We start from the raw sequence: 12,318 nt of genomic DNA, 5'->3' as shown, positions 1-12,318 counted from the left end.
AAAGCCAAGCCCCTGGGAAGGGGGCGGGTCGGGGGATGAACAGTGCTGTCCGCCCCGGCTGAGCGCGAGCACGCCGCGATGAGGTCACGTGCGTACGGCACCGCCCGCTCAGGCCTGGTGGAGCGGACCGCTCGCCGCGGAGGCTCGGGCCTGCGCCCGCCCGTGCCGCCCCCTGGGCGGCCCAGCCGCCCGCAGAACGGTCGGGAATGCGCCCGCAGGGCGGCGGAGCATGCGTCCGCAGGACTGTCGGAGCAGGCACCCGCAGAGCGGTCGGGGCAGACGCGTGCGGGGCGTACTCCAGGGCCGTCAGCAGGCGCCGGCGCAGGGAGTGGCGGCACCTCGCCGCCCGCGTGGGCTTCCGTTGTCAGGCGCTGCCCGCGGAGGGGGCCCGTTGGCACCTGCCGCCCGCGCAGGGACCGTCAGGAGGCGCCGCCCGCGGAGGGGCCGTCAGGAGGCGGCGCCCGCGGAGGGGCCCGTCAGCACGTGCCGCCCGCGGAGGGAGTGTCGGCAGGCGCCCCCGCGCAGGGGCACGTTGGCACGTGCCGCCTGCGCGGGGGTGTCGGCGGGCGGTGCCCGTGGAGGGGGGTCAGTCGCAGCCGCAGGGGCTGGTGGGGGCGGCGACCGGCTCGGGCACCCCGACCTTGGGAAGCCCGAGCAGCACCCCCGCCGGCTTCGCCGCCTCCACCACGTTCCGCTTCTCCCACGCGTCGCCCGCCCGGGTACGGCGCACCGCCAGCACCGGTCCCTCCGCCAGCAGGTGGTGCGGCGCCGCGTACGTGACCTCGACGGTCACCACGTCCCCCGGCCGCACCTCCTCGTCCGGCTTGGTGAAGTGCACGAGCCGGTTGTCGGGGGCGCGCCCGGACAGCCGCTGCGTCGCGCCGTCCTTGCGGCCCTCGCCCTCCGCGACCATCAGCTCCAGCGTCCGCCCGACCTGCTTCTTGTTCTCGTCCCAGGAGATCTCCTCCTGGAGCGCGACCAGCCGCTCGTACCGCGCCTGGACGACCTCCTTGGGGATCTGGCCGTCCATGGTGGCCGCCGGGGTGCCGGGCCGCTTGGAGTACTGGAAGGTGAAGGCCTGCGCGAAGCGGGCTTCCCGCACCACGTGCAGCGTCTGCTCGAAGTCCTCCTCGGTCTCGCCGGGGAAGCCCACGATGATGTCGGTGGTGATCGCCGCGTGCGGGATGGCGGCCCGCACCTTCTCGATGATCCCCAGGTACCGGTCCTGCCGGTAGGACCGCCGCATCGCCTTCAGCACGGTGTCCGAGCCGGACTGCAGCGGCATGTGCAGCTGCGGCATCACGTTCGGCGTCTCGGCCATCGCGGCGATGACGTCGTCGGTGAAGTCCCGCGGGTGCGGGGAGGTGAAGCGGACCCGCTCCAGGCCCTCGATCGCACCGCAGGCGCGCAGCAGCTTGCTGAACGCCTCACGGTCGCCGATGTCGGAGCCGTAGGCGTTGACGTTCTGGCCGAGCAGGGTGATCTCGGAGACGCCCTCGGCGACCAGGGCCTCCACCTCGGCGAGGATGTCGCCGGGCCGGCGGTCCTTCTCCTTGCCGCGCAGCGCGGGCACGATGCAGAAGGTGCAGGTGTTGTTGCAGCCGACGGAGATCGACACCCAGGCCGCGTAGGCGCTCTCGCGGCGGGTCGGCAGGGTGGAGGGGAAGGCCTCCAGCGACTCGGCGATCTCGACCTGCGCCTCTTCCTGGACGCGGGCGCGCTCGAGCAGCACCGGCAGCTTGCCGATGTTGTGGGTGCCGAAGACGACGTCCACCCAGGGCGCCCGCTTCACGATGGTGTCGCGGTCCTTCTGGGCCAGGCAGCCGCCGACGGCGATCTGCATGCCGGGACGCGAGGCCTTCCTGGGGGCGAGCCGGCCGAGGTTGCCGTAGAGGCGGTTGTCGGCGTTCTCCCGGACGGCGCAGGTGTTGAAGACGACGACGTCCGCGTCGCCGTCCGACCCCTCGGGGGCACGGACGTAACCGGCGTCCTCCAGCAGCCCGGAGAGCCGCTCGGAGTCGTGGACGTTCATCTGGCACCCGTAGGTGCGCACCTCGTAGGTCTTCAGGCCCACCGCTGTGTCGTGGACGGCCGTGTCCACTGCCCCGCTCATCGCGTCGCTCCGGTCCATGCTGCTCATGGGACACAAGGGTAAGGGGGCGCCGGACCCGCCCGGCACGCGTCCCGGGGCCGCCCCGGCTCAGAGGCGGGCGCGCATCGACTCGCAGACGCCGTGCACGCCGTCCAGCGGGTGGTCGGCGCCGCCGGCCCGCAGCACGCCCTGGTAGCGGCCGTACATCTGGAAGTAGTCGATGGAGAGGAGGCCGAATCGGTGGCGGACCGTCTTGCGCCCCTCGGGTGCGAAGACGACGTCCAGCCGGCCGTCGCGGGAGGCGATCCGCCAGGGGGCGGCCGGGTCGTCGGGGCGCTCGGGGGTGAAGGAGATCTCACCGAGCGGCTCGCACGCGCCGGGCGCCCACACCGCCGACTCCTCGGGCTCCCCCGGCAGCTCGGGGCGGTCGGCGAAGTTGGCGCCGACGGGGCCGTCCGCGGTGGGCAGGGCGAACGTGCCCCACAGCCACCGGGTGCGGTAGGGCAGGAAGGAGCGGTGCTCGTCCAGGATCGCCAGGTCGCGTCCGGGCTCGAAGACGTACTCGGTGGAGCCGACCCTGAGCACGCCCTCGGCCGGGAAGACCGCCTTGTGCGTGTACATCCGGCCACCGCCGGGCAGGAGCGAGCCGACCGACAGGGGCGCACCGGCGCCCCGCGCGTCCAGGGTGAGCTCGGCTCTCATGGCCGGGGCGGTCGCGGTGGCGGCGACGTCGACGTGGATCGTGTGCCGTCCTTCACGCTCGGCGAAGTCGTAGACGAGACGGTGGCCCGGCCTGTCGAAGGCGCAGTGACCGCCGTCCAGCAGCTCCTCGGGCAGCGCCGGGGAGCCGCCCCGGGCGTTGGCGGCGTGCTGGTGGAGGGTGCCGGTGCGCCGGTCGTGGGCGTAGATCTCGCAGCTCGCGAGGTACTGGGCGTCCTGGATGATCATCGAGGACCACAGGTCCGGGTGGAGCAGCGTGAACCCGGCCCACTCCTTCAGCCGCAGCCGGCGCAGCAGGCGGGAGGGCCCGGTGAACTCGTCGAGCGGGTTGACGCGGACAGGCCGGGCGGGCAGCCGCCCGTGGCGGCGGACACCGCCCTCGACCAGGAAGGCGGGGGCGGCGTTCTGGTGGTCGTCGGGCACAACGCCGGAGCCAACCATCCTCCCCGGGGCCGGTCAATGGCACCGGCACCGCGGGGATCCGGGGACGCAGCCGTGATCGGGGGACGCCACGCCGGTCCGGGGACGCCACCCCACTCCAGAGCCGCCACCCCGGTCCGGGGACGCCACCCCGCTCCAGAGCCGCCACCCGCTCCGGGGACGCCACCCCGGTCCAGAGCCGCCACCCGCTCCGGGGACGCCGCCCCAGTCCAGGGACACCGCCCAGTCGGGGAACGCCGCTCCGGCCGGGGAGGGTGACCGGTCGCACAGGGCGGTGGAGCGCGTGCGTGATCCCCGGCCTACCGGTGGCGGGCGCCGAGCTGGCAGGATCGCTGGCATGTTCCCGGCTGTGACCCGTATCGGCAGACGAAGAGCCCTGACGGGTTCGTTCGTCCTCCTGGTCGTGCTGGTCGTTCTCCTGTGGTGGCTGCTGCCCCTGGGCAGGACCCCGCCGAGCGGGCGGACGGTCTTCGGCACGGGCACCCCGGCGGGCGTGTACCACGTCTACGGCGAGGAGCTGCGCAAGGACCTGGCCGTGGACATGCCGGACCTGTCGGTGCGCCTGAAGGAGTCCTCCGGCTCCCGGCAGAACGTGGCCATGGTGGCCGTCGGCAAGGCCGACTTCGCCATCGCCGCCGCAGACGCGGTGCAGGAGTACAAGTCCAACGAGAGCGCGCGGGCGGACCAGCTGCGGGGCGTTGCCCGCCTGTACGACGACTACCTGCACGTGCTCGTCCCCGCCGACTCCGACGTCCGGCACGTCGCCGACCTCAAGGGGCTCCGGGTGGGCATCGGCCCGAACGACTCCGGTGTGCAGCTGATCGCGGAACGGGTCCTGACGGCGGCGGGTCTGGACCCGCAGGACGACATCGTCCGGCACCTCGACGGCATCGACACCGGGCCCGACAAGCTGAGGCGCGGCGAGATCGACGCCCTGTTCTGGTCGGGCGGCATCCCCACGGCGGGCCTGACCGATCTGGCCAAGACCTTCGACTACCGCTTCGTCCCCGTCGACAGCGCCCTCGTGACCCGGCTGCACGAGCAGGGCAACAGGTACGGCCACTACCGGTCCACCACCATGCCCGAGTCCGCGTACCCGGAGGCGATGGACGGTGAGCCGGTGGAGACCCTGGCCGTCTCCAACCTGCTCATCACCCGTGCCGACGCGGACCCGGAGCTCACCGAGTGGCTCACCGGCACGGTGATCCGCAGCCGCGACGAGATCGGCGAGAAGGTGCACTCGGCCCAGCTGGTCGACGTGCGCACCGCGATAGACACCCATCCGGTGCCGCTGCACGAGGGCGCCCGGGACTACTACCGCTCGGTCAAGCCGTAGGAGCCGAGCGGGGCACGGTCACGGTCACCGCCAGTCCGTGGGGCCGGTGGTGGGCGACGTCCAGCGAGCCGCCCGCCGCGGCGAGCAGCGCCTTGGTGATGGACAGGCCCAGACCGGACCCGTTGATGTTCTGATGGCGGCCGCTGCGCCAGAACCGGTCGCCGACGCGGTCCAGCTCCTCGTCGGTGAGGCCGGGGCCCTCGTCGGTGACGACGACTGTGGCGGTGCGCCCGTTGGCGGCCACCGTGACCCGTACCTCGCCGCCCCCGGGCGTGAACTTGACCGCGTTGTCGATCACCGCGTCGAGGGCGCTGGAGAGGGTGACCGGGTCGGCCCAGGCCGTGGTGGCGGGGCACTCGCCGGTGAGCCGGACGCCCTTGGCCTGCGCGGCGGGGGCCCAGGCGGCGACCCGTTCCCCGGTGAGCGCGCCGATGTCCGCGAGTCCCAGCTCAGGCTCGGTGTGCTCGGCGAGGGCCAGGTCCAGCAGATCGTCGAGGACCTGCGCGAGCCGCTTGCCCTCGGTGCGCACCGAGGCGATCTCCTCGTTGCCCTCGGGGAGTTCCAGCGCCAGCAGCTCGATCCGCAGCAGCAGCGCGGAGAGCGGGTTGCGCAGTTGGTGGGAGGCGTCGGCCACGAAGGCGCGCTGCTGCTCCAGCACGTCCTCCACGTGGTCGGCCATCTCGTTGAACGACCGGGCCAGCCGCCGGAGTTCGGGCGGCCCGCCGGCGGCTGCGACCCGGGACTTGAGGCGGCCGGTGGCGATGTCGTGGGTGGTGGCGTCCAGGACGCGGACCGGTCGCAGCACCCAGTGGGTGAGCCGCAGGGCGGCGCCCACCGCGACCAGCATGGCGGCCAGTTCGCCCGCGGCGATCAGCAGCCAGCTCCGGAGCGTGCGCCAGCGCATCGCGTCGGTGGGCGAGTCGGTGACCACGACGGCGACCACGTCGCCGTCCCGGATCACCGGTGAGGCGACCACCAGCCGCCGGTCCTGCCAGGGCCAGACCTGTTCCGGGTCGTGGCTGGGGCGGCTGAGCAGCGCCTCCTCGAACGCGGCGCGCACCTCGCCGCCCGCGGGCAGTTGCCAGTCGTCGGGCGCGGAGGTCAGCAGTTCGTCGTTGCGCAGGAAGACACCCGCCCGGATGCCGAAGACCTTGTGGTAGCTGTCCAGTTCGCGGGCGAGGTTGTCGTCGCGCTCGCCGACCGCCCCGTCCGGGACGTCGCCGGGCGCGAGGGTGCGGACGAACTGGGCGAGGGCGGCGAAGCGCGCGGTGTCGTCGATCCGGTCCACCACCACGCGCTGCTGCTCGGTGGCGGCCACGCTCACCGCCAGGGGCACGCCCAGGGCGAGCAGCACGGCCGCCATCAGGACGATCAGCAGCGGAAGAAGCCTGTTGCGCACCCGTCCCCTAGGCGGCCGGGGCGACGAGTCGGTACCCGACGCCGCGAACGGTCTCGATCAGCGTCGGCCGGCGCAGCTTGGAGCGCAGCGAGGCGACGTGCACCTCGAGAGTACGCCCGGTCCCCTCCCAGCTGGTACGCCACACCTCGCTGATGATCTGCTCACGCCGGAAGACCACGCCCGGACGCTGGGCGAGCAGGGCGAGCAGGTCGAACTCCTTGCGGGTGAGGGCGACCACGGCCCCTTCGACGGTGACCTGCCGGGTGGACAGCTCGATCCGGACCGTGCCCAGGTCGATGACGCCGTCGTCGGCCCCGGGGGCGCTCTCCTCGGCGGGGCGGCGGCGGCTGACCGCGTGGATGCGGGCGAGCAGTTCCCCGGTGTCGTAGGGCTTGACCACGTAGTCGTCGGCCCCCAGATTGAGCCCGTGGATGCGGGAGCGGACGTCGGCCCGGGCGGTGACCATGATCACCGGGGTGGTGGTGCGCTTGCGGATCCGTCCGCAGACCTCGAACCCGTCCTGGTCGGGCAGGCCCAGGTCGAGCAGGACGACGGCGAAGGCCGGGCCGCCGGGCACCAGCGCGCGCAGCGCCTCCTCGCCGTTGCGGGCGTGGGTGACGCTGAAGCCGTGCCGGGCCAGGATCGCGGTCAGGGCCGCCGCCACGTGGTTGTCGTCCTCGACGAGCAGCAGTCTCATGTCGTTCGGCCCTCCCTTCGGCCGTCCCGTCCGGGCGCGCTTCCCGTCCGGACCTCCTTATCGGGTACCACCCCGCGAACAGGTTTAGGAGCGTCGCGAGGGGTTTCGTTACCCACCCGGTACGGATCAGGACGTCCCAACTACGGCATGTGTCCGGTTGCTATCCAATCGTGATGCTCAATTTCCGCTCAGAAGTAATGCGCTGGTAGGACCGGGTTATTAAGGTCCAGCGGAAACCGAGGAGGACGGAGCCAGCAAACGATGACCGATGTAACGGTGGCCAAGGAAGATGCGGCCCCGGTCGGCGATCTCGTGGTCTTGAAGGACGTCAACAAGCACTTCGGTGCTCTGCACGTGCTCCAGGACATCGATCTGACCATCGCCCGCGGTGAGGTTGTCGTGGTCATCGGGCCCTCGGGGTCCGGCAAGTCCACTCTGTGCCGCACCATCAACCGGCTCGAGACCATCGACTCCGGCTCGATCGCGATCGACGGCAAGCCGCTGCCCGCCGAGGGCAAGGAGCTCGCGCGGCTGCGCGCCGACGTCGGCATGGTCTTCCAGTCGTTCAACCTGTTCGCCCACAAGACGATCCTCGAGAACGTCACCCTGGGCCAGGTCAAGGTCCGCAAGGCCGACAAGAAGGTGGCCGAGGAGAAGGCGCGGGCCCTGCTCGACCGGGTCGGCGTCGGCGCGCAGGCGGACAAGTACCCGGCCCAGCTCTCCGGCGGCCAGCAGCAGCGCGTCGCGATCGCGCGGGCGCTCGCCATGGAGCCGAAGGTGATGCTCTTCGACGAGCCCACCTCGGCCCTGGACCCGGAGATGATCAACGAGGTGCTGGAGGTCATGCAGCAGCTCGCCCGCGACGGCATGACCATGATCGTCGTCACCCATGAGATGGGCTTCGCACGGTCGGCCGCGAACCGGGTCGTCTTCATGGCGGACGGGCGGATCGTCGAAGAGGCCGCTCCGGAGCAGTTCTTCAGCAACCCCCGCAGCGACCGCGCCAAGGACTTCCTGTCCAAGATCCTGCACCACTGAGACACCCGCCGGGAAACCCTCCGAGGCGCCCGCGCCACCTCCCGTCCCCGGACTCGTCCGGGGACGGGTCGCATCTCCTCATCACGCAAAGGATGTTCACCATGAAGCTCCGCAAGGTCACCGCCGCCTCCGCGGCCGTCATCGCCCTGGCCCTGACCGCCACCGCCTGCGGCGAGGGTGCCGCCGAGAAGGACGCCAAGGGCCCCGAGGGCGGCAAGGGCAAGATCACGGTCGGCATCAAGTTCGACCAGCCCGGCATCGGCCAGAAGACGCCGCAGGGCTACGCCGGCTTCGACGTGGACGTGGCGAAGTTCGTCGCCAAGGAGCTCGGCTACTCCGAGGACCAGATCGAGTGGAAGGAGTCGAAGAGCGCCGACCGCGAGAACATGCTCTCGCGTGGTGACGTCGACTTCATCGCCGCCTCCTACTCGATCAACGACGAGCGTGAGGCGAAGGTCGACTTCGCCGGCCCGTACCTGCTGGCCCACCAGGACCTGCTGGTCCGCGCCGACGACGACTCCATCAAGTCGCCCGAGGACCTGAACAGCAAGAAGCTCTGCTCGGTGACCGGCTCGACCTCCGCGCAGAACGTCAAGGAGAAGCTGGCCCCCAAGGCCCAGCTGCAGGAGTACCCGACCTACTCCGCCTGCCTGACCGGTCTGCAGAACGGCGCCGTCGACGCGCTGACCACGGACGACTCGATCCTGGCCGGCTACGCCGCGCAGGACTCCTTCAAGGGCAAGTTCAAGCTCACCGGCCTGAAGCTCTCGAACGAGAACTACGGCATCGGCGTCAAGGAGGGCAGCGACCTCAAGGCGAAGATCAACTCCGCCCTCGAGAAGATGGTCTCCGACGGTGCGTGGGAGAAGGCCGTCGCGGCGCACTTCGGTCCCGCGAACTACAAGAACGAGCCCGCGCCGAAGATCGGCGACATCAAGAAGTAACGTCCAGCGGCTTCACCACGGCGGCACCGTCCTCCCGGCTCCGGCCGGGGGGACGGGCCGCCTGCCCTGAGCCAACCGACACGCGGAAGCGCGGGAGATCGTGTTCGACTTTCTTGAAGGTTACGACCTGCTGGGGGCCTTCTGGGCGACGGTGCAACTCACCGTCTACTCAGCGATCGGCTCCCTGATCTGGGGAACTCTGCTGGCCGGCATGCGGGTGGGCCCGGTGCCGCTGATGCGCGCCTTCGGCACCGCGTACGTGAACTTCGTACGCAACATCCCGCTGACTGTGATCATCCTGTTCAGCTCGCTGGGGCTTTACCAGACGCTCGGTGTCGACCTCGGGGGCGACGGGATCGTCCAGGTCATCAGCTTCCGCCTGTCGGTGCTGGGGCTGATCGTCTACACCTCGGCGTTCGTCTGCGAGGCGCTGCGCTCCGGCATCAACACCGTGCCCGTCGGGCAGGCGGAGGCGGCACGCGCCCTCGGCCTGAACTTCGGCCAGGTGCTGCGGCTGATCGTCCTGCCGCAGGCCTTCCGCGCGGCGGTGGCCCCGCTGGCCAACGTGCTGATCGCACTGACGAAGAACACCACGGTCGCCGCCGTGATCGGTGTGGCCGAGGCTTCGCTGCTGATGAAGGAAATGATCGAGAACGAGGCGCAGCTGGTGCTGATCGGCGCGGTCTTCGCGTTCGGCTTCGTGTGCCTGACGCTGCCCACCGGTCTGCTGATGGGCCTGCTGGGCAAGAAGGTGGCGGTGAAGCGATGAGCGCGTCGGTTCTCTACGAGGCCCAGGGCCCGCGGGCCAAGGCCCGCAACGTCGTCTACACGGCCGTCTTCCTGGTCGCGGCGGCCGTGCTGCTGTGGTGGGTCTACAGCTCCCTGAAGGAGAAGGGCCAGCTCGACTGGGCCATGTGGTCGCCCTTCTTCGGCAGCGAGTCCTGGACGACCTACCTGCTGCCCGGCCTGCAGAACACCTTGCTCGCCGCGGCGCTGTCCCTGGTGATAGCCCTGCCGCTGGGCGCGGTGCTCGGCATAGCCCGGCTCTCCGACCACGCATGGGTCCGCGTTCCTGCCACGGTGGTCGTCGAGTTCTTCCGCGCCATCCCCGTGCTGATCCTGATGGTGTTCTGCGGGGAGTTCTACTACCTGTACACCGGCGTCAGCAGTGACTCACGCCCGCTGTACGCGGTGATCACCGGCCTGGTCCTGTACAACGCGTCGGTGCTCGCGGAGGTCGTGCGGGCCGGCATCCTCTCCCTGCCCAAGGGGCAGTCCGAGGCCGCCATGGCCATCGGTCTGCGCAAGAGCCAGGTGATGCGAGTGGTGCTGCTGCCGCAGGCGGTCACCGCGATGCTGCCGGCCATCGTCAGCCAGATCGTGGTCATCGTGAAGGACACCGCCCTCGGCGGCTACATGATGACCTTCCCCGAGCTGCTGTCCAGCGCCACCACGGCCAGCTCCTTCTACGGCGCCAACATCATCCAGTCCCTCACGGTCGCGGCGGTCATCTTCATCGTGATCAACTTCGCGCTCACCTCGTTCGCGAGCTGGCTGGAGAAGCGTCTGCGGAGGGCCAAGAAGTCCACCGGCGTGACGCTCGCACCCGACGGAGGAGCCGACCAGTCGGCTTTCGCGGCCCCGGGGGTCTGACCGGAACCGACGTCCCGTCAGTTTCCCGACGCCCCTGGTGACACGGGCGTTCGTCCGACGAAGGCAGTGGCGGCCCCGCCACTGCCGTCGTCGCTTGACGCGGACACCTGCAATGGGTTGCATAACCATGTGATCGCGCACTCCGCTCCACCTCCCTCCGCCCCTGTGCTCGTCGTGGGCGCGGGTCCGGTGGGGCTCACCCTCGCGCTCGCGCTGGCGCGCCTGGAGGTCCCCTCGGTGGTCCTCGACGAGGGGCAGGGCGGCGAGGAGCGACGAGCGGCCCGCACGGTCGTGCTGCACCCCGGCACCGCGGCGCTGATCACCCGGATCACCGGGGGCGGCCTCACCCGGCTGGGGCTGCGCTGGAGCGGCTGGCGCGCGACGCGCGGGCGCCGCACCGCCTTCGAGACGCGGTTCGACACGACGGACTCGGGACCCGGCGCCCCCCTGCATCTGCCTCAGCACGCGCTGACCGGCGCGCTGCGCGCCGCCGCCGAACAGGAGCGCCTGGTCACCCTCGCCCCGGGGAGCCGGCTGGACTCGGTGGAGCAGGACGGCACGGAGGTACGCGCCCGGGCCCGCGGCACCTGGTGGCGGGGCACCCATCTGGTCGGCTGCGACGGCGCCCGGTCCACGGTCCGCAAGCTGCTGGACATCCGCTTCCCCGGCCGCACCGCCGTGGAGCGGCACGCGGTGGCCACCCTGCGCGCCGAGCTGCCCTGGCCGGGGCAGGGCGTCCTGCACCGTTCCCCGCCCTGGCGGTCCTCGGCTCCGTTCGCCGGCGAGGTGGTCGCGCGCCCGCTGCCGGACGGGGCGTGGCGGCTGGACTGGCTGATGCCGCCGCCCCGCGACCCGGCGGCCGACCTGGTCACGCCGGACGTGCTGGTGACGCTGGTCCGGGAGACGCTCGCCGGCTGGCACGGTGCCGACCTTCCTCCCCCCTACGAACTGCTCGACACCGGCGTCCACACGGTCCACCACCGGCTGGCCCGGCGGTGGCGGCGGGGTCGGGCCTTCCTCGCCGGGGACGCCGCCCACCTGCTGGGCTCGCTGGGCGGCCAGGGCTTGGAGGAGGGGCTGCGGGACGCGGAGAACCTCGCCTGGAAGCTGGCCTTCGTCCTGCGCGGCAAGGCGCCCGAGTCGTTGCTGGACACCTATCAGACGGAGCGGCGGGCGGCGGTCGCCACCCGGCTGCGCGCGGCCGACCAGGCGCTGCCGATACTGCGCGGCGGCGGGCTGCGGACCTACGTGCCGGGAACGGCCCGCGCCCAGGACGCGCTGCTGGTCGACGGCCACCTCGGACGCGGCGCGCTCGGCGGGCCGGGCGGGTACGGCTCCTCGCCGCTGCTGCCCTCGCCGACCGACGCGGATGTGACGGTGGACACCGCGCCGGGCGAACCGGTGGCGGACGTGCGGGTCACCGCGGAGGACGGCTCCTCCAGCGGGCTGTGGGAGCTGCTCGGGCGGTGCGCGCTGTCGGTGGTGCTGGTCGCGCCCGGCACCGGGGTGTGGGAGCGGCGGCACTGGGCGGGGGCCGGGATCATGCCGGCCCTGGCCGAGGCGGTGCGGGCGCTGCCGGTACCGGCGGAACTGCTGGTCACCGAGGCATACCCGGGGGCGCCGGCGCACACCGTCCTGCTGGTGCGGCCGGACGGCCGGCTGGTCGCCGCCCTCGGCGGGGTCCGCCCCGCCCAGCTGCGCGCGGCGGCCGAGGCGGCGACCGGGGCGAACCTCACGGTCCCCTCCCCGTCCGCGCCGGAGCCGGACGCGGCGGAGCGGGCGGCGGCGCGTTCCTGACCGGCGCCGGGACGGGCACCGGTGCCGACCGGGCCGGTGCCGTGCCGGTGCCAGCCCGGCACGGCACCCGCACCCGCATCCGCATCCGCATGCGCATGCGCATGCGCATGCGCTGCTGACGGTTGTCACCGGTCCCTGCGGGGCGGCCCCTTCACGCCGCAAGGCAACCGCCCCCTCGTGTTGCACAGCACCGGCCCCGGG

Annotated in this window: 10 protein-coding genes; 6 read left to right on the top strand and 4 right to left on the bottom strand. The window is 72.1% G+C overall.

Features of this window, described 5'->3' with window-relative positions; translation table 11 throughout:
- Positions 1 to 586: 586 nt before the first annotated feature.
- Together miaB and GBN72_RS30725 are read right to left on the bottom strand one after the other, a co-directional pair.
- Entirely contained in the window at positions 587 to 2,140 is a 1,554-nt protein-coding gene (miaB, locus tag GBN72_RS30730; RefSeq protein WP_439959837.1) for a tRNA (N6-isopentenyl adenosine(37)-C2)-methylthiotransferase MiaB, read from the bottom strand.
- A gap of 60 nt (positions 2,141 to 2,200) precedes the next feature.
- The gene (locus GBN72_RS30725) at positions 2,201 to 3,235 is read right to left on the bottom strand and encodes a DUF2804 family protein (RefSeq protein ID WP_218042102.1); all 1,035 of its coding nucleotides are present in this window, start codon (positions 3,233 to 3,235) and stop codon (positions 2,201 to 2,203) included.
- Between the two features lie 355 nt (positions 3,236 to 3,590).
- On the opposite strand from GBN72_RS30725, the gene GBN72_RS30720 reads away from it, so the two are divergent.
- The gene (locus tag GBN72_RS30720) at positions 3,591 to 4,589 is read left to right on the top strand and encodes a TAXI family TRAP transporter solute-binding subunit (protein ID WP_151775250.1); all 999 of its coding nucleotides are present in this window, start codon (positions 3,591 to 3,593) and stop codon (positions 4,587 to 4,589) included.
- Here GBN72_RS30720 and GBN72_RS30715 read toward each other — a convergent pair.
- Both GBN72_RS30715 and GBN72_RS30710 read right to left on the bottom strand, forming a co-directional pair.
- Entirely contained in the window at positions 4,579 to 5,988 is a 1,410-nt protein-coding gene (locus tag GBN72_RS30715) for a sensor histidine kinase (RefSeq protein ID WP_151775249.1), read from the bottom strand. The two genes, GBN72_RS30720 and GBN72_RS30715, sit on opposite strands and share 11 nt — an antisense overlap.
- Positions 5,989 to 5,995: 7 nt before the next feature.
- The gene (locus tag GBN72_RS30710) at positions 5,996 to 6,685 is read right to left on the bottom strand and encodes a response regulator transcription factor (RefSeq protein WP_151775248.1); all 690 of its coding nucleotides are present in this window, start codon (positions 6,683 to 6,685) and stop codon (positions 5,996 to 5,998) included.
- 261 nt (positions 6,686 to 6,946) lie between these two features.
- On the opposite strand from GBN72_RS30710, the gene GBN72_RS30705 reads away from it, so the two are divergent.
- The 5 genes from GBN72_RS30705 to GBN72_RS30685 all read left to right on the top strand — a co-directional run bounded on the left by GBN72_RS30705 (position 6,947) and on the right by GBN72_RS30685 (position 12,117).
- On the top strand, positions 6,947 to 7,723 hold the full coding sequence (locus tag GBN72_RS30705) for an amino acid ABC transporter ATP-binding protein (RefSeq protein ID WP_151775247.1): 777 nt from the start codon (positions 6,947 to 6,949) through the stop codon (positions 7,721 to 7,723).
- A 101-nt stretch (positions 7,724 to 7,824) separates the two neighbouring features.
- A complete protein-coding gene (locus tag GBN72_RS30700; RefSeq protein WP_151775246.1) occupies positions 7,825 to 8,667 on the top strand; it encodes a glutamate ABC transporter substrate-binding protein in 843 nt (280 codons plus the stop codon).
- Positions 8,668 to 8,767: 100 nt separating this feature from the next.
- On the top strand, positions 8,768 to 9,436 hold the full coding sequence (locus GBN72_RS30695; protein ID WP_151775245.1) for an amino acid ABC transporter permease: 669 nt from the start codon (positions 8,768 to 8,770) through the stop codon (positions 9,434 to 9,436).
- Positions 9,433 to 10,320, top strand: coding sequence for an amino acid ABC transporter permease (locus GBN72_RS30690; protein WP_151775244.1), 888 nt, complete (start codon positions 9,433 to 9,435; stop codon positions 10,318 to 10,320). The genes GBN72_RS30695 and GBN72_RS30690 overlap by 4 nt, the downstream gene beginning before the upstream one ends.
- A 129-nt stretch (positions 10,321 to 10,449) precedes the next feature.
- Positions 10,450 to 12,117 carry an FAD-dependent oxidoreductase gene (locus tag GBN72_RS30685; protein WP_246213016.1) on the top strand — a complete coding sequence of 556 codons (1,668 nt, stop codon included), beginning with the start codon at positions 10,450 to 10,452 and terminating at the stop codon, positions 12,115 to 12,117.
- The last annotated feature ends 201 nt before the right edge of the window (positions 12,118 to 12,318 follow it).

The sequence above is a fragment of the Streptomyces abyssomicinicus genome, assembly GCF_008974245.1.
GTDB lineage: Bacteria > Actinomycetota > Actinomycetes > Streptomycetales > Streptomycetaceae > Streptomyces > Streptomyces abyssomicinicus.
This window is presented reverse-complemented; position numbering and strand designations above follow the sequence as displayed.

Bases quoted from the DNA above. Each gene is read 5' to 3' on its own strand.
- miaB (WP_439959837.1), bottom strand. From the start codon at position 2,140: ATGAGCAGCATGGACCGGAGCGACGCGATGAGCGGGGCAGTGGACACG.
- GBN72_RS30700 (WP_151775246.1), top strand. From the start codon at position 7,825: ATGAAGCTCCGCAAGGTCACCGCCGCCTCCGCGGCCGTCATCGCCCTG.
- GBN72_RS30710 (WP_151775248.1), bottom strand. From the start codon at position 6,685: ATGAGACTGCTGCTCGTCGAGGACGACAACCACGTGGCGGCGGCCCTG.
- GBN72_RS30705 (WP_151775247.1), top strand. From the start codon at position 6,947: ATGACCGATGTAACGGTGGCCAAGGAAGATGCGGCCCCGGTCGGCGAT.
- GBN72_RS30690 (WP_151775244.1), top strand. From the start codon at position 9,433: ATGAGCGCGTCGGTTCTCTACGAGGCCCAGGGCCCGCGGGCCAAGGCC.
- GBN72_RS30720 (WP_151775250.1), top strand. From the start codon at position 3,591: ATGTTCCCGGCTGTGACCCGTATCGGCAGACGAAGAGCCCTGACGGGT.